This window comes from Flavobacteriales bacterium (assembly GCA_016704485.1).
In the GTDB taxonomy this organism is placed as follows: domain Bacteria; phylum Bacteroidota; class Bacteroidia; order Flavobacteriales_F; family PHOS-HE28; genus PHOS-HE28.
Window position 1 is genome coordinate 1068506 of sequence record JADJAA010000001.1, and the last position, 23730, is coordinate 1092235.

A 23730-nucleotide genomic window follows, 5' to 3' on the forward strand; every position below is an offset into this window, starting at 1 on the left:
CTCCAACGGCAATTTAACGGATCTGGGTGCATATGGAACAAATCGCCGTCGCACATGAAATGATCGAGGCGGATCCTAGTGTCAATTTGCTGATGCCGTAATGGAAAGTTGAACCTGACGGCAATGGGATCCGAAAGCCGAAAGATGTAAAACAAACGGTTGTAAACGCCTGTAAACGCATACTGCCCGGATCGATGGATCCAGCGGTCCCTGCTTTGCCGTCGAATCGGAAAACAAACCCCCGGTCTTAAAACAAACCACGAATGATGGCAACGATGAAGAATAAAGTACAGCTGATCGGCAACCTAGGCAGTGATCCTGAACTAAAAGAGATGGGCAAAGGCCAACACATGGTGCGCATCAACTTGGCAACGAATGAACGCTATAAGGGAGCTGATGGTGAGTGGAAGGATAACACCCAATGGCACCCGATAACCGCTTGGGGCAAACAAGCAGAGCGCTTGGCGGAATTGACACGTAAGGGCAGTGGCCTTGTCATTGAGGGGCGCTTGGTCCACCGCAGCTGGGAAACCGCGTCAGGTGAGAAACGCTACAGCACCGAAGTGGCGCTCAGTGAATTCCACTTGTTGGCGAGCACCACAGGAAAAGGCTGGGATGACGATGCCTCAATCACGAATCAGAAGGGTACGCTTGCTTCCCAGGACTGAATTAACCTCTAGCATGTACGCACCGCTGCGCAGATCGGGCAGGTAGAGGTCCATGCGTTCCGTAACGTGTTGTTGCGAACGGTGGATCTCCCTGCCCGTTGCGTCCGTTAAACTGGCCGTGCAATTGCCTGAGATCCAAGGTGCGGATAAGTGCAGTTCATTCTGGAACGGAATGGGCCACACCTTGAACTCGCGCTCTTCGGTTTCTGCAATTCCTACTAGGGAAGTTCCCACAGTAATGGTGCGGCAAACAAACGCAAAACACGTGTCGAATGAACTTGTATTGGCAGCGCCAACAAATAGGCAAACTTGATATTCACCTGGCTCAGCATACGTATGCGCACTCGCGAATGCGGTATCCGACTCACCATCTCCGTAGCTCCATAACGCGATCACGGGAATGGCCGTCAAGGAAGAAAGTTCGGATTGAAAAACCACTTGATCGCCCATCTCCTCATGTGTGAAATTCACGAACAGGTCTTGACCGCACGTACTTGCGTTGCCATCAACGGTAACCCAATGTGCTTCCGTAACTACGCATTCGTTCTGCCTACGTGTAAGATGTACAAGGTGTGAACCAGGAAGTAACCACGTATGCGATGGGGATTCATCAGTGGAAACCGCCGAAAGGTCCCCAAAGCCCCATTGGCGAGAATCGGGTGTTCCTGAAGTGGATATATCCGTAAGGGTCAATGTGTTGGTACTGGTCTGTGTACTGGAAAAGTTCGAATCCCAAGAACCATTACAATCGTTCTCTGGCACCACAACATTTCTGCAGTACGTGGAGCTGCATGTGCCATCCTGCGTGGTCAGCGTTAGGCATACAGGGTAAACCCCAATAGTGGTGTATTCATGGTAGGCGTAATTATCCGCAACGGATGCATCACCATAGTTCCACAGCTCTGTAGTTCCCGCAGTAAGCGGTGTTGAAAGATTCACGCACGTAATCACATTGCCGTTGAAGGAAACATCAAAAGCAGGTCGAAGTAGTATGTCACAATACGGCTGTGCGCTCACCATGCCGCATAGCAGCAGCAGCGACAGAACAGCCGTAAGGCTCTTATTTTGAACGTTGTATGCGTGAGTGGATATCATAGTGAAGCCTTAATTGTATAGTGGGCCGTGAAAGCGAGATGGACGTATTTTCATTCCCTCTGTACAACGGCGCACTGATCATTGGTTCGGCAAGGAGGGTCAGTTGCTCACAAAGCATAAAGCCCAAGCTTAAACCTGCATTTCCGTGTAACTGAATTCCGTACCGTGGTTCGGTTTCCGGACTTGAAAGCGTGGTTGGTGCAGGTTCCGCATCCGATGTAGGTCGCGCCAATGTCAACCCTTGTCTTTTCATGGGGATCCAGCCCATCACACCTGCCGTTGCACCTACTTTCCAGCGCCTAATGTCCTTGTGCCACCAAAGCGAAAGCGGGATCTGGATGGCCGTGTACTGGTTATTTGCCGTTCTACGTATTTGAGGCCCAGAGATCGGCGTGAACGTGGTGTCAATAAACCAAGTGGAGATCGGAATTTCTGTCCCCGGATAGTTTGATGTGGTCCACGCGGTATCTAGATCAGCGGCCTCACCTGAAATAGAGGAACGCTCATCCGAGAACGTGCTGTGAATTCGCGCAACGCCAGCACCTACGCCAACCCCAAATCCGGAACGCCATGTCCGGCCCACCAGTGCGCCAGCTTGCCATCCGCTTTTCCAGTCTTCCGATCGATCAAGTGCCTCTGCATCCACACCCGACCATTTGCCTTTGACGGAACTCAATCCTCCATAAATGCTTACCCAATAATTTCCATGGGGAACTACGTAATCGGCGACACGCTTTGCGGTGAACGGCTGTTTTGCAGTCGCTTCCATATCGATCAATGCAAAGCGCGTATCCAATCGGTCAATGTTCACAGCAGGACCGATCCAGGCTTCTGTCCCAGAATGCCCCACAGTGAATTCCGGTTCATCAAGGTCGTCGGTCTTTGCTGCTGTACTGCTTGTTTTTTCATCATCGAAATTCTTGGCAACTGTTCCAGTGTTGCCTGACTGTTCTTCTTTGGTATCAGATGAACCCGTTTCAACACCTTCCGACTTATCAATTCCGCTTTCAACACCCTTTGTCTTGGCGGCCACAGCTGAAGCTTCCTTTTTCTGAGCAACAGGACCAGACTCTCCTTGCTTAGCAGAAGTTGCTAGCACGGTGTTCTGCTTATGATCAGTAGTTGCTGGCAGGGTGCTCTGCTTATTGGTAGAAACAGCGTTCGGTCGAGACGGAGCGTTGCCTTTCGTTGCTTTATCAACTTTCGGAACCGACGTGGTTATTCCGTCCTTTTGACCTTCAGATACCACGGTGGTCTGATCAATATCCCCTGCTTCTGTTTGGCTTGTTGGTTCTGAAGTAACAGCAGCTTGACCTGTCGTTGCTTCTGAGTAGGACGCCGCCGGTTCAGTAGTGATCTCTTTCTGATGTTCCTGAATGGCCGCAAATTCCTGCTGTGTGCTCGTGGTGGTATCGCTCCAATGGTACCAGGCCAATGCCGATCCGGCCACGCCTACCAGCAACAATAACGTGGACGGGAAAGAAACTCCGTTTCCTACGCTTTTGTTCCAACCTAAACGGTGTCCGATCGCAGCACGCACCTCTTCCGGAGGCGTGGCTTCTGCGTCGTACAGCGCCTTGAATTGTTCGTCAATGGGATGCATTTCCCGCATGGGTGTAATTTTCTTTTTGTTCTATTCGGTCCTGGAGATACTTCCGGGCCTTGCTTAATTGGCTGCGCGATGTGCTCTCCCCACATCCCAGCATTTCCGCGATCTCTTTATGATCGTATCCCTCTATCGCGTAGAGATTGAAAACGTGTCGATATCCATCGGGTAAGGCCGCTATCAGCGCCATGAGCTCCCGTTCGCCCAGACGATCCACTGCCAATGAGTCCACTTGGCCCTCTGGCAAATGCTCCAGGCCGAACTTCTCGTTCTGGAACGCTTTTTTGCGATAGTGGTTTATCGATGTGTGTACCATGATCCTGCGCACCCACCCCTCCAGCGACCCCTGCAATCGGAAACTGCTAAGTTTTTCGAATACCCGGATGAATCCTTCCTGCATAAGGTCCTGCGCCTCCAGCTCATGACGGGCATAGCGCAAGCACACTGCGTACATACGCCGTGAGTACCGCGCATACAGGTCTTCCTGGCAGCGACGGTCTCCGTCCAAGCAACCTTGGATCAGTTCCGGTTCGGTCAATTCTGGCAAAAGTGAATGGCCTTTCAACCTCCTAGACACAGATGCTCGTGCAAATGCTGCCTATGGAGGGTTATGCTAAGATACGGGGATCGGGAACGCAGTGGCTAATGGAGTGCTCCAAGATGTATAAACGGATTGGCGCAGCCTTAACGGCAAGATCATTACCACAAAACTTGAATTGAAAAGCTAATCTTCCACTTATCAGAAACCTGACTTTGGGGCATTAAACCTCAACTTTTGATTAGCTAACATTAAGAGGTTGTATTCCATTTATTCCTATTTTCGAAGCGTTATAAATGCTGTTGGAATCCACCATATATTTAGTCCAAATGCAACTGTTACAACTTCATATCCTTCAATGGTTTTCTCGTTTAGTGTTTTCTCAACTTTTTGTTTCAACGAGTTTGTTGACCACATCGTTGATACTGTGATAATTGAATACGTCTTCATTGTTTGCCATTCTTTTTACCTACTCGTTTGGCTTTTCGGTTTCGCCCCGTTTTTGAAATGGTCGCTAGTCTCCATTAATTATTCTTTCATTCGGCATAACAACACAAGCCTGTGGGCTGTGGCTCATAACCGTGGAAGAAGCTTGCGTTGCATTCGCTTTGCGAGGTCTTTGGATATAATCGTTGCTATGCATCGGCATTTCTACTTTGGTTGTGAACGAGCAAAAACAACTAGGTGGTGTTTGCAAACCCCATCAATCCTGCAGGTCGCTATTGAGTGAGGATAATTCATGCATTTACTTCAATAAATCTGCCGAACCATCCTGTCTTAATTTCAATTCTTTATTGATTCTACTAATAGATATAAACATCACAGCAATGATTGCAAACTCCGCAAATGCAATGGCATAACTACCCTGATAAAATAAAACTGCTACGGCCACCAACAAGAAAACAGCAACTACTTTTAATGATGTTATCATTGACTTCAGCTTTCCAGTGGGCTTGCTTTTAAGATCGTCCATTTTCATGCTATTCTTGGTTTTGAGTTCGGTCCCAATGATTCAAAATGCCTATTCGCGAGCAACCTTATGCTCTATCAAATCTAAGTAAAATAGTGACCGCTTATTAAACGGCACCGAAGCCATTGGCGTTCCCGCCAAACAACCGACAGCAAACGGCTATGAACGACTACATACGGGTATTAACCGACTAAGGAATGGGCACCGGTGAATGTTTGCATCGCCGTTGGGAACAATCCCTCGGTGTAACGAAAACAAAACACTAAAACCCAATTCCCATGAACACGCTAAAGAACAGAGTACACCTTATTGGCAACCTTGGATTTGACCCGGAAGTACGCGAAGTAGCAGAAGGTCGTAAGGTGGCTCGCCTCTCACTTGCCACGAACGATAGCTACCGCAATGCACAGGGTGAGCGTGTTACCGATACACAATGGCACACTGTCGTTGCATGGGGTAGCACAGCGGATGCCGTTGCCCGCATTCTACGTAAAGGTTCACCCGTTGCATTGGAGGGCCGCTTGGTACACCGCTCATATGAAACCAAGGATGGGAGCAAGCGCTACATCACGGAAGTGGTATTGAGCGATTTTCAATTGCTGCCACAACGTGCTGATGTTGCGGCGTAAGGCATAGTCTAACTTCTTGAGAACGGCTCTAGGAAACTGGGGCCGCTCTTGTTTTTCCTTGATAAACCTCCGGCTATGCTGGTGCTCATGTGCTTGAGGCTATGCCTATGTTTGCCTTTGGGTAAATATAAGTGACTCAGCCATGTGGTTTATGAGTGCGATTACCATATTGTGTGGGTGCCCAAATACCGGTTTCGGATACTGAAAGGTGCAGTTAAGGAGTTAGTAGAGCATGGCGTTCGAATGCTTTGTGAGCGGAAACGATGTGTTGTTGAAGAGTTAAGCGCTCAAGAGGATCATATCCATTTGCTCGTGTCTGTTCCACCGAAGGTTTCAATATCGCAGCATATACGAGTATTGAAAGGCAAACTAGCAATCAAAATATTCAAGAGCTATTCACAAATTAAACAGAAGCCGTATTGGGGGAATCACTTTTGGGCAAGAGGATATTTCGTGAGTACAGTAGGTTTGGATGAGGATATGATCAAGCGGTATGTTCAATATCAAGAAAAGGAGCAAAAGAAGGTCGAGGCTCAGCAACAGAGCTTCGAGTTCTGACGTGCCGCCCTTTTAGGTGCTTCTCAATGCCACCTTCTAAGAAGGTGGATTTTTACGGTGCTAGCCAATGTTATTTTAGATATATTTTGGGAAAAGTCAAATGAATTTTAATTCCCAATGACCTGAATAATGCTGGATAATGTTTTTCATTTCCCCAGATCCCTTCTTTGTTTTTCTCTCTAACATAATTTGTAATGTTGATTTTGCTAAAACTTGCCAGTGAATCCACAAGTTTTTGGCAATGAGATTCATTTTCTTTGAGGCTTTCATCATATCTGATATATATACAAAGAATTTGAGTGTTTTTTAATTGAGCATTAAATTCTAAAACCGAATTGTAAAACTCTTCAACAGCATTTTCTGATCCGAGAGAGTCACTAGCTACATTATAGATAAAATAAATTTCATTATTTAACAATGATTTTAGCCTATCAATTCTTCGTAGGAATTTATCTTTATCAGATTTTAGGACGATCAGATTTTTTTCGTGCATAAATTCCGCATAAGGATATTTTTCAGAAACAATATGTCCTCTTGAATTTATATATAGATCACTCAAAAAATCAATAAAATCATTCTTTAAGTTTTCAGACACAAATTCCAAACCTCTTATTGAGTCTGTATTCAACCAGTCAAAAGGAAGACTCTTATTTCGAATATTTAATTTTTGTAAAGCATATGCAGGATGACAATCACAACCAAGAGGAATTATTTCTTTTCCGCATTTGTATTTTTTCTCAATAAACAAGAATTTTTTAAAGCGAGTTTTCGGTATATAAAATATGGGGATTCTCATCTAATAGTTGCTAGCTAATGGCTACCCAACACTCCTGTTGAACAACTCAGCGGAAATGCTGTTCGCTCTAGCAAATGTAAGGAAGATGCGACCACTCGGAAAACGGCATCGAAGCCATTCTTGATCCCGCTAAGCAACCGACAGCAAACGGCTATGAACGACTACATACGGATATTAACCGATTAAGGAATGGGCAGCAGTGAATGTTTGCATCGCTGTTGGGAACAATCCCTCGGCGTAACGAAAACAAAACACTAAAACCCAATTCCCATGAACACGCTAAAGAACAGAGTACACCTTATTGGCAATCTTGGTTTTGATCCAGAGATCCGCGAAGTAGCAGAAGGCCGCAAGGTGGCTCGCCTCTCATTGGCCACGAACGATAGCTACCGCAATGCACAGGGTGAGCGCGTTACCGACACACAATGGCATACTGTTGTTGCATGGGGAAGCACCGCTGATGCCGTGGCCCGCATTCTGCGCAAAGGTTCACCCGTTGCATTGGAGGGGCGTTTGGTACACCGCTCATATGAAACCAAGGATGGGAGCAAGCGCTACATCACGGAAGTGGTATTGAGCGATTTTCAATTGTTGCCACAGCGTGCTGATGTTGCGGCGTAACACATAACCAAATTGAACGAGAACGGCCCCAGGAAACTGGGGCCGTTCTTATTTTCGCACGGCTAACGCTCATCCGCAGTGGCGGAAGTGTAGCCGAGACAGTACAGCCGGTGGAAGTGAGCCAGACGTTTCTCCATAAGGAATCATCAACACCGGATCCGGAGGATCATACGCTGATCATGGAGTTGAGTACGCCGGGTGGTTTGTTCACGCGGATCGTTATGATGTGGAGGATGGTAAGCAGTCGTAGTGGAAGTGAAATTAAAGTTACGGGTTGCCCCAACACCTAGCTGGATATGTAAGGGACCTTGTCTCGGATCGTGAAAAGGACATCTTACGATCAGCTGTTCCCAGCAGCCAACGATACCGGAAACGGCCAACGCCTCTTAACCCAACGAGCACAAGGAGCTTCTACTCTACGGTACAGCACCACCGCTAGAATCTGTAACGTGAAGATCGTGGCCGGGAGGTGCCCGAGTACCGAGTGGAAAGCCGTGTAGAACACACCAAAGTGGATCAAATAGAAGGCATACGAACTGCGTCCCACAACTTGGAACAATTTGGTCGATAGAAGCTTTCGCAACAACGTTTCTTCTGTAAGAAAGCCCCAGAATAGCAAGCTGACCCCGAACACAGGAAGCACGAAGTTTGAGATCATTATACCGCCCACTGCATTATAGTCCCAATGGAAGTAGGCGCGAACAAATAAACAAATTGTAATGATGATGGAGCCGATCAGAGTTGCGTAATGGTTTTGGATGGTGCTCCCCAATTTCTTGTAAGCGATCGCGAGACCAATGCCGACGAAAAAATCAGGAGCACGACCTAATACGGTAGCGCCGAACATGAACATGTTGGAGTCCATGAAACCGTAAAGTGCATTTCCGCCAACGACGTTCACTAGCAGAAGGCCCAACCCAACGAATAATAGCGGGAGTACGATCACGGCACGCCAGCCCCTGCGATGTATCACTAAGAAAATGAATGGCGCTAAGAGGTAGAATGCCATTTCGGTCGTTAGGGACCAGCCTTGCATGATCCCGGAAAATTTAAGCTCGTCGAACCAACCCTTCAGAAGGGCGATATCGATAAGGTAGAAGAAGAACTCCTTACCGTCCACGTGCATTCCTTGTTGGATCCGGACCGCGAACGTAACTGTGCTTAGGACCAAGTAGAGTGGCACTATGCGACCAACGCGGCGCATAATGTAGGGCTTGAAACCACCGCTTGGAAGATCGAAATAGTGATAGGTGATCACAAAGCCACTCAATACGAAGAACGGCGTGAGGCACAGGTTGAGTTGTCCTATGAACGCGAGGATGAACGGATGCTGCAGCATGGGTATATCCGGCCCGAAATGATGCAGTACTACTACATAAGCACATACAGCCCTTACACCATCAAGGGCAACGAAGCGGGTGCTTTTTGGTGAAGTAGAAGCCGACATAATGGCCAAATGTAGGAGGAACCCTATGCCTTGTTACCTATCCGTATAGACCGCGTTCGATCATGGCGCTAGCGCAGTGCTGACCTTCGCTGAACGAATAATCGAATTCCACGGAACCTCTTGTTCGGGTGAGAGAACACCTCAATAAATGCATCACTCCTTACTTCGAGGGTTGCACTACTCGGATGTACCGGGTGTCCAATGTTTGTCCGTCACCGAGCGGATCCGCCAACTCGAAACTACCAGATCGCGTTGCTGTAGTCGACTCTTTATCGCCAAGTCGCAATTTGCTATGGCAGCGTGTTACGTTGATGCGCGGTGCATGAACGCGCGAAATGATACGGTGGTTATCGGTCCACCAGCCAATGTCTGATAGGTTCAGTTGGCCGCGCACGTAGCGGATCACCGGCGCTGTTGATGCGCTGTTCCAGTAGATGTTGCTCAGGTTTACGGATGCCTGTGGGGTCATATTCACGAGTATGCTCTCCTTGCGCACGTTGTGTTCCACATGAAAGTTCTCCAGGGTGAAGGACTTCATAGTTGGGTTGGAGCCGAACCGCTCCTGGTCATTATGCATTTCTGCAGATAGCAAGAGGTCGCGATCGGCTTCTCCTCCCTCCGAGATGCAATCCACTAACCGCACGCCTCCACAATTGAGCACACTATAAGCGTTCGTAGTGGTGTTGCTACAGTACACGCGGCATTGTGAGAGTACCGTACTGTTGCTCTGACTGTTCGTTGCAGAAGCTCCCGGCCAATCGCCTGTGCGAATTACGAAGCCATCGGCTTTGGGGTTCGTCACCAATACGTTCTCGATACGGGCCATTAAACAGAACCGGAGGTCCACTGCAATTTCGGTCTGATCATGGAGCCGGCAATTGCTCACGATGCTGCCCAATGTTGCTTGCAGGTCGATCGCCTTCTTACCTCCCGTGATCTCTGAAAAGTCACGGATCACATAGCGGCAGGTCAACTTCTTGTCAACCATTTTCTGGTTTAGGACCTGTCGGGTAAAGCCGTTCGAATTCGGCCCTAGCACGAGCGATGCCCCTTTGCCATCGATCACGCAGAACTGCACATCGGGCAGTACGATATCGCCCTCACTCTTGTAAGAAGTACTTGCAGAGAATGAGATGTAGGTCGCATCGGTCGGAAGCGTTTCGAAGAATTCGCCCACATCCACACCAACTGGAACAATGTATTCCGTAGCGACCACATTGATCACCGAACACCAGAAAAGAAAAAGTCCCAAACCAAGACGGTACATACCGCCAAGTTCGGGACTTTTACGAAAATAGAAGATCCTATTGGATCACTATGCGATAGTTGTATCGAATACCATCCAACTGGATCCGCATCAAATGAACCGCTGGTGGTAATTGAGAAACATTCAATTGATGGGGTAAAGCCGTGATCCGTTCTTGGTGTTCCAGACGAGCATCCATGCTGAACAACTGCACAATCGCTTCTGTCATAGGCGTTGCACCGTCGATGGTGATGACATCGGTTGCGGGTTGTGGATAGATGCTGAATAGGTCTAGTGCATTCAGATCGGTAACGCCATTCGGACCAAAAGGCTCAACCGTTTGGCAGGAAGTGGACCAGCAGGTGTCCTGTGTATTCTGATTCCAGTAATATGTGCTCAGGCATACAGTGTATGGTCCCGGGGGTTCGAAATAATGGATCTCGTCGCTATCATACCCTTCCGTTCCATCGCCGAAATCCCAAACATATCCATCTACGCTCTGCGAAGTATGTGCTTCAAAGAATACAGCTGCGTTCCCGTAGACCACATCAAACCAAGTGGAGAAACTATCGCAGCCCATTGTGTTCCCTACCGTGAGCGTTGCGCAGTCTTCAACCAAACACGTGTCTCCGGTAATGGGGTCGTATAGAGCACCCAGCACACAGACCTCGTACTCCCCAGGATCATTGAAAACGTGTTGTGTCGCTGCGCCGGTTGATTGTGTATCATCCCCGAAATACCACGTAAAACTGGTGTTTGGTCGGTTTGATGTGGCATTGAAGAAATACGTTGCATTGCCGCCTTCATTCCACGCAAGGGATACCGAGAAGTCATCGCATGGGTTACCCTGCCCAACGGTGATATATGTGCATGTGCTATCAAAGCAATTCTGCCATTCTGCGATCAAACACACTTCATAACTGCCCTCGGTCGCGTACGTATGTGTTGGTGCCAAGTCGTTACTGATCGATCCATCTCCGAAATGCCAAGTGAATACAGTTCCTAGTTCAGTCGGCGTGCAGTTGGTGAAATAAACAATGTTGGAGCTGGTCTGGGTCGGTTCGAAACAGGCGACCAGGAAATCGCATGGATCCCCGCCTTGGATCACCAGTGTATGGCACGTTGAATCGGAACAGGTGACCACCCCGCCACCTTGCTGCTCAAAGATGCTGATCGCCGTGAGGCAAACGGTATAGGTGCCCGCCGTGAACATATGGTTCGGCTGCGCGTCGTTACTGGTGCTGCCATCGCCGAACTCCCAATACCACGTGGTCTGTGGACCAACGCCAGTTGTTGCGTTACTGAAGAACGTGCCGTTCGGTGTGGTCGTGGATATGAATTCGGCATTCAGGTTTTCACAAGGATCTCCGCTGCCGCTAACAATGACCGCTTCACAATGATCCGCAAAACACGTGTCCTGGTTCACCGGGTCCCAGGTCCATACGGTCAAGCAGGTTTGGTAAGTACCAGGTGCTGGATAGGTGTGGTAGGGATTTGGGCCATAGTCCGTTGTGCCGTCCCCGAAGTCCCAGAAATAGGTCCATGTGTTATTGATCACGGCATTCGCGAAGTTCATGCCGGAGGCGCCACCTGAGTAATTGAAGTTGGAGTCAAGTTCGTCGCAGGGGCTTCCTCCTGCTACGACCAATGAAAAGCAGTCTTCAACAATGCATGTATCTTGAGCAACTTCATTGTAGTACGTCCCCACAACACAAACCCAATAGGTACCCGGATCGGTGAAAACATGTTGCACATTCTGGCCAGTTGCGTCCGGGGTTCCGTCATCGAATAACCACGTATAAGTCACGTTCGGTTGGTTCGCGGTTCCGTTGAAGAAATAGGTGTCGTTGCCACCTTGGTTCCAGAATAATTCTACAGCGAAGTCATCACAAGGGTTGCCTTGCCCTACAGAAATATAGGTGCAGGTGCTATCAAAACAATTCTGCCACTCCGCAACCAAACAAACTTCATAAACACCTTCGTTCGCATAGGTGTGTGTTGGTGCAATGTCGTTACTGGTTGACCCGTCTCCGAAGAGCCAGGTGAAAACCATTCCCGGTTCGTTCGGGGTGCAATTATTGAAGAATACGACGTTGGAGCTGGTTTGTGTTGGCACGTAACAGGCTTGTAGGAAGTCACACGGGCCACTACCGATCACGATCGATTCACAGTGATCTGCGAAGCACGAGTCTTGGCTAATTGGATCCCAGATCGAAACGGTCAGGCAGGTCAGATAGGTGCCTGGTCCTGGATAGGTGTGGTATGGGCTTGGGCCAAAGCCCGTTGTGCCATCTCCGAAATCCCAGTAATAGGTCCAGTCCAAGTTTACGCTCGGGTGTCCGAAGTTCATTCCTTGTTCTCCGCCGGAGTAATAGAAATCTGCACTTAGTTCATCACAAGGGTTAACACCCTCTACTACGATGGTGGTACACGTACTATCCACGCAATTCTGCCAATACATTGTCAAGCAAACAGTATAAGTGCCGGGTTGCGAATAGACATGATCCGCGATCATGCCAGTATCCGTAGTGCCATCGCCGAAGTCCCACATGAATTGTGAGTTGGCGATCGGTGTCGAGCAATTTTCGAACAAGAAAGTACCACTACCGTAATCGTTCACCAGGATGCATGCTTCAACATCGTCGCAGACCCAAGGTTCTTCGATGATGACATCGATGCAGATAGAGTCCACGCATGTGACCACCTGGCCTTCATATTGGTATAGGCTGATCACCGTTAAACAGGTGTAATAGATGCCCGGCTCAGCGTAAGTGTGGATGGGTTGTGGGTTGTCGCTGGTGGCGCCATCTCCAAATGTCCAGGACCAGATGCTTTGGAAACCGGTTCCTGTTGTTCCGTTGGAGAAGACGGTTCCACTGGGTGTTGTGTTCGCACTAAAGCCGGCATTCAGGTTTGCGCAAGGGTCATTACCCACTGCGATATACGTGCATGTGCTATCAAAACAATTCTGCCATTCTGCAACCAAACAGACTTCATAATTACCTGCGTTCGCGTAGGTGTGTGTTGGTGCAATATCGTTACTGGTCGTCCCGTCCCCGAAGAGCCAAGTGAATACCGTTCCTAGTTCAGTCGGCGTGCAGTTGCTGAAATAAACACTATTGGAGCTGATCTGGGTGGATTCGAAACAGGCTTGTAAAAAGTCGCACGGATCATTGCCCTGGATCACCAACGTTTGACATGTTGAATCAGAACACGTGACCGATCCGCCGCCTTGTTGCTCAAAAATGCTGATGGCCGTGAGGCAAACGGTGTAAGTGCCAGGCGCGAATAAGTGTTCGGGTTCCTCGATGTTGCTAGTGTTGCCATCGCCGAAGTCCCAATGCCAAGTGCTCACGAAACCAACGCCTGTTGTTGCATTGCTGAAGAAAGTGCCGTTGGGTGTGGTGTTGGACGAGAAACCAGCATTGAGGTCATCACACGGATCAGTGTCACCCACCACGATCGTTGTACACGTGCTATCCACGCAGTTCAGCCAGTAAATGGTCAAACAAACAGTATAGGTTCCGGGTTGTGTGTAATAATGATCCACAACTACGCCGTTCTCAGAAGTGCCATCACCAAAGTTCCAGAGGAACTGTGAGTTGGCCGTCGGTGTTGAGCAATTCTCGAAAAAGAACGAACCGTCATTGTTCTGGTTGACGATCATGCACGCTGCTACATCATTACAGGGTTGAGCATTACATGTTAGGATCAAAATAAAGCTGACGAAGAGAAAGAATGGTCGCATAATGGAGGTGTTTATGCGTTAGTGACGGTGCAGCAGCGTGTATTGGTTGTCCCGGAGGTCTACCAGCGATTGTGGGAAGCTCAGTAATTAAAAGTTTGAATACGCTAGATCACCGCGCTACCACCAACCGAACCACTTGGGGGCTGTTCACTGAACTATTCGAAAAAACCCGCGCCACATAAACCTCTTCCGGCTCTCCACTAAGATCTACGCTGCTTCCGAAGGTTTGTAGAATCTCGCGGCCAAAGGCATCGTAAACTACAATGTGTTTGGGTTGTTGTAGGTTGAAGGTGAATTGGGCGGTGGAAGGGTTGGGGTGTGGGATAAGTGATTCAAAGCCATTTTGCAGCCCATGAACACTCTGGCTTAAATAGGAACACGACCCAACACCGCCGGGTAAACCAGAGTTGCTAATATCGTACTGTATGGTGTCATTCACACAGCAATTCCAGAACACGCCGCTTAATTCTAACAATGGACCGGATACTGTTCCCATGCCTTCTTGCCAGAAAACGGTTTCCGCCCCAAGGGGGTTGAACAGATCTGGCTTTAGGTAGTGCCTCGTAACGGAGACTCCTAAAGACGAAAGAATCACTACAGAATCAACAATTAGATCGACATAGTAGAAGGAATCTCAAAAATAAGCATTGCCTAAGTTATCTATGAACACTGGGCTTTGATCAACTTTTTAATGTTCCAGTTGATCTTCTTCTTTGGCGCAATGTACTTCGCTAAGAAAAGCGATGGACATCAGCGACAAGCAATGGGAAGTGTTGGAAAAACCGCTTACAAGTATTTTTCATAAGAGCGAAACACGTGGCAGGCCCAGACAAGATCCACGTGCGGTGCTTAACGGGATCTTGTGGATATGCCGGACCGGTGCACCATGGGCAGATCTACCTGGCAGATACCCGCCATACCAGACTTGCCATCGGTACCACAAACACTGGTGCAAGAGCGGTTCTTGGGATAAACTGCTACATGCTCTTGCATCAGATCTACGCGATCGAGGGAAGATCGACATTACCGAATGCTTTATCGATGGCACCTTCGCAAGTGCCAAAAAGGGGGCTTGTGTTGGACCTACTAAGAAAGGGAAAGGCACCAAGATCATGGCAGTCACAGACGCTGTTGGTATTCCTCTCACCGTACGGGCCTTTAGCGCCAGCACCCATGAAGTAAAGCTAGCCGATAGGACGATCCGTTCGTGTGCCATAAAGCCCAAACGTGTGATCGCCGACAGGGCGTACGACAGTGACAAACTAAGACGCACATTGAAGAAACGCGGAATCCAACTGGTATGTCCGCACAGGAGTAACAGAAAACGACAAGTGCATCAAGATGGACGGGAATTACGGCGCTACAAACGCCGCTGGAAGGTCGAAAGGTTGTTCGCGTGGTTGTTTAACTCGCGCCGTACATTCGTTCGGTATGAATACCATGCAGACCTCTTCTTAGGCATGGTGCAGTTGGCTTGCGTAATGATAATTCTCAAAAGTTATTTTTGAGATGGCTTCTAATAGGAAATCCAGCTTGTGCCTGTTAGAGATAACAGAACATTAAACACCGTATCTCCGGTCTGTGCAGACAAATCGCCAGTAAGAAACTCAGCTGCCGAATCGGGCAGATAAACATAACCCTTACCATTCGGGGCGGAGCGAACATAATGATCCCTATTGAAATAAGGTGAAGTAGCGTCATTGTATTCCGATATCCTTTTGTAAATAGTGCCGTTAAGCAATGTGTCTGGCGAAGACCTCATCGTGAGCCAAACATCGAAACCAGGAGGGCCGCCGTTATCATCACGCCCGTACCAACTGGCATTTGCTTCCGGATAGAACTGGGCGTTAGATGAAACAGCTATCGCAACCGTCAGAAAGAATATGAAAGCAATGCGCATTTCCTAATACTATTCGATTATTAAACTGCCTCCGGGTCTTCCGTCTGAGGAAGCCTTGCGTCCGGCACCCTGGATCGTGACCGTAACTATTCAATCGGATTGCTACTAAACAGCTTACAAGGTATCAATTACTCCTTATTTTACATCACTTAAGGGTAGAGATTTGTATATTATGAACAGAAAGATTGGACGCATGTTGGAGGTCTTTATGAGTAAGTGACGGTATTGTACCATGCAATAATTGTCCCCCGGGTAAGGCCATATGTAAGATTCTTGAATTTTTGTGATCACCGAGGTTACGGACCGAACGTTGAGGTCATTGGCCAATAAGACCGCTGTGACACTGGCTTGTAGCAAGGTTCGGCCCGAATTATTCACTTACTTATTGCCATATCCACTGATCGTTCTACTTTTGCCGTCCCTTAAACGGGAAACCTTCCCTGGTAGCTCAGCTGGTTAGAGCACATGACTGTTAATCATGGGGTCGCTGGTTCAAGTCCAGCCCGGGGAGCAAAAGAAAGCCGCAGAACAGCGGCTTTCTCGCTTTGGATAACCCCTGTACAACACGTAGAACATGGAACTCATCACTGTAGGCACTGTCGCTTTTGATCGCATTGAAACCCCGTTCGGCATAGCTGAAAAAACTGTTGGTGGCGCTGCCACTTACATCTCTTTGGCCGCTTCGGTCTTCTTAGAGAAAATGGGCCTTGTAAGTGTTGTGGGCGATGATTTTCCAGAGGCAGTTATGCAGGACTTGCGCAAACGCGGCGTTGACCTAAGTGGTTTGGAAGTGCTTAAAGGCAAGGAAAGTTTCTTCTGGAGTGGTAAGTATCACTACGATATGAATAACCGTGACACGCTTGAAACGCGTTTGAACGTATTGACTGAACTGGACCCGGTGTTGCCGGAAGCGTATCGCAAAGCTTCATACGTAATGCTTGGAAACCTTGACCCGACGGTACAGGGTAAGGTATTGGACCAAATGGATAAGCGGCCTGCAATGGTGGTCATGGACACCATGAACTTCTGGATGGATATCGCCATGGATAAGCTGAAAGAAGTGATCGCTCGGGTCGATATTCTCACGATCAATGATGCCGAGGCACGCCAATTGAGCGGCGAACACAGTTTGGTGAAAGCGGCCGCCAAGATCATGGCAATGGGCCCAAAGTTCCTTGTAGTCAAGAAAGGAGAACACGGCGCTTTGCTGTTCGGTAATGACCGGGTGTTCTTTGCACCGGCGTTACCGCTCGAAGATATTATTGATCCTACCGGTGCCGGTGATACGTTTGCTGGTGGATTCATCGGTTACTTGGCACACACGAAGGACCATAGCTTCGATAATCTGAAGCGCGCCATTATTGTCGGAAGTGCTATGGCGAGCTTTACCTGTGAAAAGTTCGGCATTGAGCGTTTGACGGAACTGTCCCGTCAGGACATCGATGATCGTATTCGTCAATTCGTGGAATTGGTTGATTTCGACATTGAATTAGTGGCAGACTGAAACCGGGATCATCTGTCTCTGAGGGGCGGCACCTACCCATATCCCCCGAATTAGGTATTGTACTCGGCGCAGCATTGTAATAGCTTTGCTCTGTTCCGAACCATCCTATCAATCCCTAACCAAATGAATCCAAACGGACTCTCTTCTCTGCGTTTTTGTGTCGTATCGCTCGTGCTCATTGCTGCTTCTTTGGTCGGACCTGATCAAACTCAGGCAGCACAAGTTCCTGAATCCATAGCGCGCACCGTTGCTCAACGGTTCATGGAAAGCCGCGTAGCGGGGCTTCGTTCCGAGCAATTGCAATTGGTGGTCAGTAAGACCGAAGGAGGCTCTACACTGTATCGCATCTACAATGTTGCCGATCAAGGATTCATTGTTGTTTCCGGCGATGACGCTGCCCTACCGATCTTGGCTTATTCGACGGAGTCGGTTTTCCCGACCGGTGATCTACCGGCGCAGATAGCAAAGTGGTTCGAAGGGTACACGCAGGAGTTGCGTGCTGTGATCCAACAAGGAGCAAGTGTCGATCCTCAGGTAACAGCCCAATGGGGAATGGTGCTCACGGATGCCCTGCAGTTCAGTGGTGCAGAACGAGCGGTGAATCCACTGTTACAGACCACTTGGGGGCAAACACCGCACGTTAATGCACAATGCCCTGGTGGCTCTGTTTCGGGTTGTGTCGCAACGGCCATGGCGCAGGTAATGAAGTACCACAATCATCCAGCAAATGGAGCAGGTTTCCATTCTTACAATGCACCGAACTATGGTACGCTGAGTGCCAATTTCGGAAGCACGACCTATGACTGGAGTTCAATGCCCAATGCGGTGAACAGTGCGAATAGCGCGGTTGCTACGCTGATGTACCACTGTGGTGTAAGCGTGGACATGGAGTACAGCCCTCAAACGAGTAATGCGTACATGATCACATCAGGTAGCCCCATTCAGGCCTGTTCGGAATATGCAATGAAAACCTATTTTGGGTATAGCACTGCGATGCATGGAGAGAAACGAGAGAACTATTCCGAACAACAATGGACCGACATGCTGCGTGCTGAATTGGACGCCAGCAGACCGATCCTTTATGCTGGACTTGGGACCGGTGGCGGGCACTGTTTCGTGGCGGATGGATACAACGACAACAACTTCTTTCACTTCAATTGGGGCTGGTCTGGGCAAGCAGATGGCTATTTCCAAGTAGGTGCGCTCAATCCAGGTTCCACTGGAACGGGCGGTGGCTCCGGTGGCTATAACAGCGGGCAACAAGCGCTGGTCGGCATTACACCGGCAACAGGCGGAGGTGGTGGTGGTGGAACACCAACAAATACCATGGCATTGTACAACTATGTTACACCATCCGCATCCACACTGTATTATGGACAAGCATTCAGTGTCTCCACTAACATCGTCAATAACGGTACGAATGGATTCAGTGGTGACTATGCTGCTGCGGTTTTCGATAATGCCAATAACTTCTATGGGTTCGTACAAACATTAAGCGGCTATACACTGCCTGCGGGTAATGCCTATAACAGTGACCTGACATTCTCTACCACTGGATTGTTCAGCATGTTGCCGGGTGTGTATTATGTGGGTGTTTTCTATCGACCAACTGGAGGAGAATGGGTGTTGGTGGGCAACAATGGTGGCTATACGAACTTACCTCAAATAAATGTGATCAACCCGAATGATCTGGAGGTTGCTACAGCGATGGTAGTGAGTCCAGGAACCTCCCTTACGCAAGGGGGACAAATATCCGTGAACCTGAATATCCAGAACGATGGCTTCAGCACATTCCTAGGACAATACGGTGTGGCCATGTATAATCTGGATGGCTCTTGGGCACAGGATGTCGGTTTATTGGATGAGAACCAAGGACTACCAAGTGGCTATTCCTATATAGCGCCGTATCTCACATTCGGGCCAGTCAGCGTAACGGTAGGTCCAGGGACTTACTTGATCGCGGCGCAGCATAATCCCAACAACACGGGTTGGCAGCTTACTGGTTCCAGCTATTTCTCGAACCCCATATTTGTTACGGTTACCGCAGCAACACAACAACCCGATCAATATGAAGTGAACGATGCCATTGCACAAGCCGCGACAATGACCGTTAATTTCAGTGGAAACAATGCATCTGTGAACACTACCGGGTCCAATTTGCATACGGGTACCGATCAGGATTTCTACGCGATCGATCTTTCTGCAGGTAACAATTACTCGATAAACGCGCGAGTGCATGATGCGTACAATAGTGGGAACGGCAACACATATACAGTGGACTGTCTCTGGTCCTATTCCACGGATGGTAGCACATGGTCTCCTGTGTTCGATGATGTCTCAAGCGGGAATATCGTACTCAACGGAGGCGGTACGGTTTACTTCCATGTGGCTCCTTATTTCGCAGGTGAACTAGGCACTTATTTGTTACAGATGGATATTCAACGAGGGGCTACTGTTGGAGTGGAAGAAAGCATCGCCACGGCCGGGATCCGTGTCTTCCCCAGCCCTGTACTGAGCAATCTGTTCATCGATCTTTCCGAGTTCAATGGATCACTTGAACAACTAGAACTGATCGACCTCAATGGGCACGTAGTGGCCAAACCGATCCTTAATTCTGTGGCAGGGACCCGAGTTACCATGGACCTGAGCACGTATGCAGAAGGCGCTTACCTCTTGCGAATGATCACGGATAAAGGAGTACGGAACGAACGCATTATCGTAGCGCGATGAAGACTTTTCTGATCGGGAGTGTTCTGGTATTTGCCTATGCCTGTTGCGGCCAAAAGGAGATGAGCAACAAAGAGACCACTACCACATCCGGGACCGACATATCCACGGAAATGCCAGCAATGGCAGATACAGGTCCTCATGTGTTGGTGTACAGTACGAAAGAAGATCATGCGGATCATGTTCCTGTGTTGCTTTCGGAAGATGGTTCTACCATAATTTCTTATCCCGCACCTAGCGACCTGCGCTCTGAGAATGGACCACCCAGACCCACGGACCTTGGCAAGGGATACCTCTTGGATAATCGCGGAATTGGTCCGAACGTAGCATTCTTGAATATGGATTATGCTACATACGCAGCATTGTATGAAGCGCCTGAGATCCCAGAGCTTATGGGAATGATCACGGATAAGGACCCATTGAAGGAACTCTATTCCTGTGGTCCACGAACACGATTCACGGATATCGCCGCTGAACTATCGACCATGATCGAAAGTGGTGCATTATCCACGAGGTGCAAGAAACTGAAGTAATTGGATCACCCCCATCGCTTAGCGACCGCATCCCAATTCACGATGCTCCACCAGTTCGCTACGTAGTCGTTGCGTTTGTTCTGGTAATGCAAATAGTAGGCGTGTTCCCAAACATCCAAGCACAGGAGCGGCTTTCCTTTGAATTCACTGACATCCATTAGAGGGTTGTCCTGGTTCGGTGTGCTGCCGATCTCCAGCTTGCCATTGCGTTCTACCAGCCAGGCCCATCCGCTACCGAACCGTTTCATTCCGGCATCCGCGAATGCGGTCTTGAACTCATCCAAGGAACCGAAGCTTCCGTTGATCGCATCGAGTACCTTGCCTATAGGTAACGTTCCTGAAGCAGGTGCCATTACTTCCCAGAACATGTTGTGATTCCATGTGCCACCAACGTTGTTCCGGACGCCCGCACCGTACTGACCGATCGTGGCCATCAGATCCATTTCATTCGCGGCCTTGACATTGCCTTCTTCAATGGCGGCATTCCCTTTTTTTACATACCCTGCATGGTGCTTGCTGTAGTGGATCTCCATGGTCTCGGCATCGATCGCGGGTTCCAGCGCGTTATACGCATAAGGTAATGCAATTTGTGAGAGCACAACCTGAACGGTCGAAGACCCGGGTGTTCCATCAGATGCAGGAATTCCTTGTTCAGGAGACTCCGGTGAATTACATCCGGAAGTATTGGCTAACAAGGGTCCGGCAACCAAAGTGCCCACCGTTGCTTTCAAAGAGCGAGAAAGAAATTGTTTGCGGTCCATGTGGTAAAGGTAGCGATCACATCAAAGAATGAAAGTGAGAACTTTCAATTCTTAGCGATGCTGCTCACTCAAAACATACCAGGATCTGCCCTTTCTCAACAGCCTTGCCTTGTTCTGCCTGAACGGATGAAACGATCGAATCACTTGGTGCTTTGATCAGATTCTCCATTTTCATCGCCTCCAGTACAAGTATCGGATCATTCTTTTTTATGACGTCTCCGGGCTTCACCATAATATTCAAGACCAGTCCGGGCATTGGAGCTTTGATCTCGCGTACTTTCTTCACCGCCTTGTCGAACCCCAAGGTGTGCATCATACGGCTCTGTTCGTCCTGTAGCTGAACAGTGTAACTGCCGCTGCCAATGCGCAACCTTACCGTATTGTTCTCGCGGTCTTCTTTCAAGACCAGAACGCGGTAGCTGCGACCATTGTGTACCAAGCTGTAACTGCTAGGGCCGGTTCTTACAAGATCAGGTGCGCCTTCACCAATCAAAGACCATGGAGCGGAAGTGGCCTTCCGTTCAAGTTCCACTGGACCTTCTGCACTGTTTATTGTGGCGTAAAGTTTGGCCATAGGTTGCGAATATATGTCGATGTGAATGATCGCGATCAACCACCGTCGAATAGTTGACCACCCGAAAGGGACGCTTCATATCCCTCATCGGCGTCGAGTTTTTTCTGTTGCGAAGCAGCTACGGCCAATTGGTCACATAGTTCATTAAGTGGATGACCGTTATGGCCCTTGATCCATTGGAACTTCACATTGTGCTGGCGGAATACGTTCAAGAATCGCCGCCAGAGATCCGAGTTCTTCTTCTTCGCGAACCCCTTCTTTTCCCAGCCTAATAACCAGCCTTGCTCAACAGCATCAACCACGTATTTACTGTCGCTCACCACCAACACATCCGTTCCTGGATTTTTTAGCGCCTCCAACGCAATGATCACGGCTAGCAGTTCCATGCGGTTATTGGTAGTAAGCCTGAAGCCCCCCCACAATTCCTTGCGGTATTTCCCGCTTTCCAATACAGCACCATAACCACCGGGACCGGGGTTTCCGCTTGCAGCACCGTCCGTATGGATCGTGACCTTCATGTTGTTGATCGGGCGTGATCCCGTTCTCAGGTGGAAGGGAATAGGAAGGTAATATTACCTGCGAACAACTTAACGGATATCGCCAACAGAATAATTCCAAAGGCTTTGCGGATCACGATCAGCCCAACCCTGCCTAGCAAACGCTCGATACGCGAAGTGAGTAAGAGCACCAATACGACCGGGATCATATTCAGGATGATCGCAATAAGAATATTCGGCCGATCGAACTCTGCTCGGAGTGATAATACAGTTGTGATCGTGCCTGCACCGGCAATTACAGGAAATGCTAAAGGCACTATGCTGTACACTTTGTTATCCGCCGAAGCATCCGTAAGCCCCGGTGCGGAAAGGTCTTCTTTGAACAGTTTTAGTCCAAGGACCATTTCCAACGCAATGAAGAATAGGATCAAGGCTCCAGCGACTGCGAAGGAGCGCACGTCGATACCAAGTATGGAAAGAATGGTCTCGCCCAGATAAAGGAATGTGATCATGATCCCCATACTTACCAGCGTTGCACGCGCCGGGTAGATCTTACCTGCCTTTTGGCGTACATCCAGGATCAAGGGTATCCCACCAACGATGTCGATCACCGCGAAAAGGATCAAAAAGGCTTTGCCGATCTGTTTGAGGTCGAAATAATGCATTCGTTATTTATTGGTGATTGTCCGGTATTTGTGAGCAACGATCATGTTTGGTGGCCGATGCCGCCAAGCTTCTCCTCAAGGTGATCCAAATACTTTTCTGCCACTTTGGGATAGTGTTCATGCTCTAAATGGTGGATGCGCGCAGCCAACGTTTCCGGGGTGTCGGTCGGTAACACAGAGCATCGCACTTGTAATAAGTGCTTTCCCTGATCATACTGCTCGTTCACCAGGTGGATGGTGATCCCGCTTTCATTTTCACCTGCCGCGATCACAGCGCGATGTACGTGTTCTCCGTACATGCCTTTGCCGCCATATTCAGGCAGGAGCGAAGGATGAATATTGATGATGCGATCGGGATAGGCCAGCACTATTTCTTTTGGGATCAATCGCATGAATCCCGCCAGTACGATCAGGTCGATTCGTTGACCTTGGAGCTCTTTCAGTAAGATGCCATCCTTAAGGGCTGCACCATTGAACAAATAACTCGGAATTCCCATATCCCATGCCCTTTGTAACACGCCGGCCTGGGGTTTATCGCATCCGATCAAGGTGATATCCACACGGTCATTTTCGTTGAAGTGTTCGATAAGTCGCTGGGCATTCGTGCCACTGCCTGATGCCAATATCGCCACGCGGAACATGGCGCA

The 23730-nt window shown here is 48.9% G+C and carries 22 protein-coding genes, 1 tRNA gene and 1 pseudogene; 9 read left to right on the forward strand and 15 right to left on the reverse strand.

Going from position 1 to position 23730, the window contains the following annotated elements:
* Positions 1-266: 266 nt before the first annotated feature.
* Entirely contained in the window at positions 267-668 is a 402-nt protein-coding gene (locus IPF95_04480; protein MBK6473951.1) for a single-stranded DNA-binding protein, read from the forward strand.
* On the opposite strand, the gene IPF95_04485 is transcribed toward IPF95_04480, so the two are convergent.
* The 4 genes from IPF95_04485 to IPF95_04500 form a co-directional block, all read right to left on the reverse strand.
* Positions 627-1763 (reverse strand): hypothetical protein, encoded by a 1137-nt coding sequence (locus IPF95_04485; GenBank protein ID MBK6473952.1) that lies wholly within the window; start codon positions 1761-1763, stop codon positions 627-629. The genes IPF95_04480 and IPF95_04485 overlap by 42 nt on opposite strands.
* Positions 1729-3366 (reverse strand): hypothetical protein, encoded by a 1638-nt coding sequence (locus IPF95_04490; protein ID MBK6473953.1) that lies wholly within the window; start codon positions 3364-3366, stop codon positions 1729-1731. The genes IPF95_04485 and IPF95_04490 overlap by 35 nt, the downstream gene beginning before the upstream one ends.
* The gene (locus tag IPF95_04495) at positions 3353-3907 is read right to left on the reverse strand and encodes an RNA polymerase sigma factor (protein ID MBK6473954.1); all 555 of its coding nucleotides are present in this window, start codon (positions 3905-3907) and stop codon (positions 3353-3355) included. Before IPF95_04495 ends, IPF95_04490 begins: the two co-directional genes overlap by 14 nt.
* Before the next feature lie 745 nt (positions 3908-4652).
* Positions 4653-4880: a hypothetical protein gene (locus IPF95_04500; GenBank protein MBK6473955.1), complete on the reverse strand. Its 228-nt coding sequence runs from the start codon at positions 4878-4880 to the stop codon at positions 4653-4655.
* A 275-nt stretch (positions 4881-5155) separates the two neighbouring features.
* On the opposite strand from IPF95_04500, the gene IPF95_04505 reads away from it, so the two are divergent.
* A complete protein-coding gene (locus tag IPF95_04505) occupies positions 5156-5506 on the forward strand; it encodes a single-stranded DNA-binding protein (protein MBK6473956.1) in 351 nt (116 codons plus the stop codon).
* 117 nt (positions 5507-5623) lie between these two features.
* Positions 5624-6064, forward strand: a pseudogene (gene tnpA / locus IPF95_04510) (IS200/IS605 family transposase).
* Between the two features lie 70 nt (positions 6065-6134).
* Here the strand turns inward: tnpA and IPF95_04515 are convergent.
* Entirely contained in the window at positions 6135-6860 is a 726-nt protein-coding gene (locus IPF95_04515) for a hypothetical protein (GenBank protein ID MBK6473957.1), read from the reverse strand.
* Positions 6861-7130: 270 nt separating this feature from the next.
* On the opposite strand from IPF95_04515, the gene IPF95_04520 reads away from it, so the two are divergent.
* Positions 7131-7481 carry a single-stranded DNA-binding protein gene (locus tag IPF95_04520; protein ID MBK6473958.1) on the forward strand — a complete coding sequence of 117 codons (351 nt, stop codon included), beginning with the start codon at positions 7131-7133 and terminating at the stop codon, positions 7479-7481.
* Between the two features lie 340 nt (positions 7482-7821).
* Here the strand turns inward: IPF95_04520 and IPF95_04525 are convergent, their stop codons facing one another.
* The 4 genes from IPF95_04525 to IPF95_04540 form a co-directional block, all read right to left on the reverse strand.
* Positions 7822-8928 (reverse strand): acyltransferase, encoded by a 1107-nt coding sequence (locus IPF95_04525; protein ID MBK6473959.1) that lies wholly within the window; start codon positions 8926-8928, stop codon positions 7822-7824.
* 160 nt (positions 8929-9088) lie between these two features.
* Positions 9089-10195 carry a hypothetical protein gene (locus IPF95_04530; GenBank protein ID MBK6473960.1) on the reverse strand — a complete coding sequence of 369 codons (1107 nt, stop codon included), beginning with the start codon at positions 10193-10195 and terminating at the stop codon, positions 9089-9091.
* A 37-nt stretch (positions 10196-10232) separates the two neighbouring features.
* Positions 10233-13922, reverse strand: a complete 3690-nt coding sequence (locus IPF95_04535) for a PKD domain-containing protein (GenBank protein MBK6473961.1) — start codon at positions 13920-13922, stop codon at positions 10233-10235.
* Positions 13923-14031: 109 nt separating this feature from the next.
* Complete coding sequence (locus IPF95_04540; protein MBK6473962.1) at positions 14032-14418, reverse strand: T9SS type A sorting domain-containing protein; 387 nt, start codon at positions 14416-14418, stop codon at positions 14032-14034.
* Positions 14419-14665: 247 nt separating this feature from the next.
* Here IPF95_04540 and IPF95_04545 point away from each other — a divergent pair, with 247 nt between their 5' ends.
* Positions 14666-15430, forward strand: a complete 765-nt coding sequence (locus tag IPF95_04545) for an IS5 family transposase (GenBank protein ID MBK6473963.1) — start codon at positions 14666-14668, stop codon at positions 15428-15430.
* 8 nt (positions 15431-15438) lie between these two features.
* Here the strand turns inward: IPF95_04545 and IPF95_04550 are convergent, their stop codons facing one another.
* Positions 15439-15822 carry a hypothetical protein gene (locus tag IPF95_04550; GenBank protein ID MBK6473964.1) on the reverse strand — a complete coding sequence of 128 codons (384 nt, stop codon included), beginning with the start codon at positions 15820-15822 and terminating at the stop codon, positions 15439-15441.
* A 437-nt stretch (positions 15823-16259) separates the two neighbouring features.
* Between IPF95_04550 and IPF95_04555 the strand changes: the two genes are divergently transcribed.
* The 4 genes from IPF95_04555 to IPF95_04570 all read left to right on the forward strand — a co-directional run bounded on the left by IPF95_04555 (position 16260) and on the right by IPF95_04570 (position 20586).
* Positions 16260-16333, forward strand: a tRNA-Asn gene (locus IPF95_04555).
* Between the two features lie 63 nt (positions 16334-16396).
* The gene (locus tag IPF95_04560; GenBank protein ID MBK6473965.1) at positions 16397-17326 is read left to right on the forward strand and encodes a bifunctional hydroxymethylpyrimidine kinase/phosphomethylpyrimidine kinase; all 930 of its coding nucleotides are present in this window, start codon (positions 16397-16399) and stop codon (positions 17324-17326) included.
* A 123-nt stretch (positions 17327-17449) separates the two neighbouring features.
* Positions 17450-20056 (forward strand): thiol protease/hemagglutinin PrtT, encoded by a 2607-nt coding sequence (locus tag IPF95_04565; protein MBK6473966.1) that lies wholly within the window; start codon positions 17450-17452, stop codon positions 20054-20056.
* Entirely contained in the window at positions 20053-20586 is a 534-nt protein-coding gene (locus tag IPF95_04570; GenBank protein MBK6473967.1) for a hypothetical protein, read from the forward strand. The genes IPF95_04565 and IPF95_04570 overlap by 4 nt, the downstream gene beginning before the upstream one ends.
* Positions 20587-20591: 5 nt before the next feature.
* Here IPF95_04570 and IPF95_04575 read toward each other — a convergent pair whose 3' ends face one another.
* From IPF95_04575 to purN, 5 genes are all read right to left on the reverse strand, one after another.
* Positions 20592-21347 carry a superoxide dismutase gene (locus IPF95_04575; GenBank protein MBK6473968.1) on the reverse strand — a complete coding sequence of 252 codons (756 nt, stop codon included), beginning with the start codon at positions 21345-21347 and terminating at the stop codon, positions 20592-20594.
* 64 nt (positions 21348-21411) lie between these two features.
* Positions 21412-21921 carry an acetyl-CoA carboxylase biotin carboxyl carrier protein subunit gene (locus IPF95_04580; GenBank protein ID MBK6473969.1) on the reverse strand — a complete coding sequence of 170 codons (510 nt, stop codon included), beginning with the start codon at positions 21919-21921 and terminating at the stop codon, positions 21412-21414.
* A gap of 35 nt (positions 21922-21956) precedes the next feature.
* Positions 21957-22439, reverse strand: coding sequence for a ribonuclease HI (gene rnhA / locus IPF95_04585; protein MBK6473970.1), 483 nt, complete (start codon positions 22437-22439; stop codon positions 21957-21959).
* 26 nt (positions 22440-22465) lie between these two features.
* Positions 22466-23083 carry a MarC family protein gene (locus tag IPF95_04590; protein MBK6473971.1) on the reverse strand — a complete coding sequence of 206 codons (618 nt, stop codon included), beginning with the start codon at positions 23081-23083 and terminating at the stop codon, positions 22466-22468.
* Positions 23084-23124: 41 nt separating this feature from the next.
* A complete protein-coding gene (purN, locus tag IPF95_04595; protein ID MBK6473972.1) occupies positions 23125-23724 on the reverse strand; it encodes a phosphoribosylglycinamide formyltransferase in 600 nt (199 codons plus the stop codon).
* Positions 23725-23730: the final 6 nt, after the last annotated feature.

What these genes read in the sequence shown, in the direction of transcription:
- IPF95_04480 (MBK6473951.1), top strand. Translation starts at nt 267, where the DNA reads ATGGCAACGATGAAGAATAAAGTACAGCTGATCGGCAACCTAGGCAGT.
- IPF95_04485 (MBK6473952.1), bottom strand. Translation starts at nt 1,763, where the DNA reads ATGATATCCACTCACGCATACAACGTTCAAAATAAGAGCCTTACGGCT.
- IPF95_04490 (MBK6473953.1), bottom strand. Translation starts at nt 3,366, where the DNA reads ATGCATCCCATTGACGAACAATTCAAGGCGCTGTACGACGCAGAAGCC.
- IPF95_04500 (MBK6473955.1), bottom strand. Translation starts at nt 4,880, where the DNA reads ATGGACGATCTTAAAAGCAAGCCCACTGGAAAGCTGAAGTCAATGATA.
- IPF95_04505 (MBK6473956.1), top strand. Translation starts at nt 5,156, where the DNA reads ATGAACACGCTAAAGAACAGAGTACACCTTATTGGCAACCTTGGATTT.
- IPF95_04515 (MBK6473957.1), bottom strand. Translation starts at nt 6,860, where the DNA reads ATGAGAATCCCCATATTTTATATACCGAAAACTCGCTTTAAAAAATTC.
- IPF95_04520 (MBK6473958.1), top strand. Translation starts at nt 7,131, where the DNA reads ATGAACACGCTAAAGAACAGAGTACACCTTATTGGCAATCTTGGTTTT.
- IPF95_04525 (MBK6473959.1), bottom strand. Translation starts at nt 8,928, where the DNA reads ATGTCGGCTTCTACTTCACCAAAAAGCACCCGCTTCGTTGCCCTTGAT.
- IPF95_04530 (MBK6473960.1), bottom strand. Translation starts at nt 10,195, where the DNA reads ATGTACCGTCTTGGTTTGGGACTTTTTCTTTTCTGGTGTTCGGTGATC.
- IPF95_04535 (MBK6473961.1), bottom strand. Translation starts at nt 13,922, where the DNA reads ATGCGACCATTCTTTCTCTTCGTCAGCTTTATTTTGATCCTAACATGT.
- IPF95_04540 (MBK6473962.1), bottom strand. Translation starts at nt 14,418, where the DNA reads ATGGGAACAGTATCCGGTCCATTGTTAGAATTAAGCGGCGTGTTCTGG.
- IPF95_04545 (MBK6473963.1), top strand. Translation starts at nt 14,666, where the DNA reads ATGGACATCAGCGACAAGCAATGGGAAGTGTTGGAAAAACCGCTTACA.
- IPF95_04550 (MBK6473964.1), bottom strand. Translation starts at nt 15,822, where the DNA reads ATGCGCATTGCTTTCATATTCTTTCTGACGGTTGCGATAGCTGTTTCA.
- IPF95_04560 (MBK6473965.1), top strand. Translation starts at nt 16,397, where the DNA reads ATGGAACTCATCACTGTAGGCACTGTCGCTTTTGATCGCATTGAAACC.
- IPF95_04565 (MBK6473966.1), top strand. Translation starts at nt 17,450, where the DNA reads ATGAATCCAAACGGACTCTCTTCTCTGCGTTTTTGTGTCGTATCGCTC.
- IPF95_04570 (MBK6473967.1), top strand. Translation starts at nt 20,053, where the DNA reads ATGAAGACTTTTCTGATCGGGAGTGTTCTGGTATTTGCCTATGCCTGT.
- IPF95_04575 (MBK6473968.1), bottom strand. Translation starts at nt 21,347, where the DNA reads ATGGACCGCAAACAATTTCTTTCTCGCTCTTTGAAAGCAACGGTGGGC.
- IPF95_04580 (MBK6473969.1), bottom strand. Translation starts at nt 21,921, where the DNA reads ATGGCCAAACTTTACGCCACAATAAACAGTGCAGAAGGTCCAGTGGAA.
- rnhA (MBK6473970.1), bottom strand. Translation starts at nt 22,439, where the DNA reads ATGAAGGTCACGATCCATACGGACGGTGCTGCAAGCGGAAACCCCGGT.
- IPF95_04590 (MBK6473971.1), bottom strand. Translation starts at nt 23,083, where the DNA reads ATGCATTATTTCGACCTCAAACAGATCGGCAAAGCCTTTTTGATCCTT.
- purN (MBK6473972.1), bottom strand. Translation starts at nt 23,724, where the DNA reads ATGTTCCGCGTGGCGATATTGGCATCAGGCAGTGGCACGAATGCCCAG.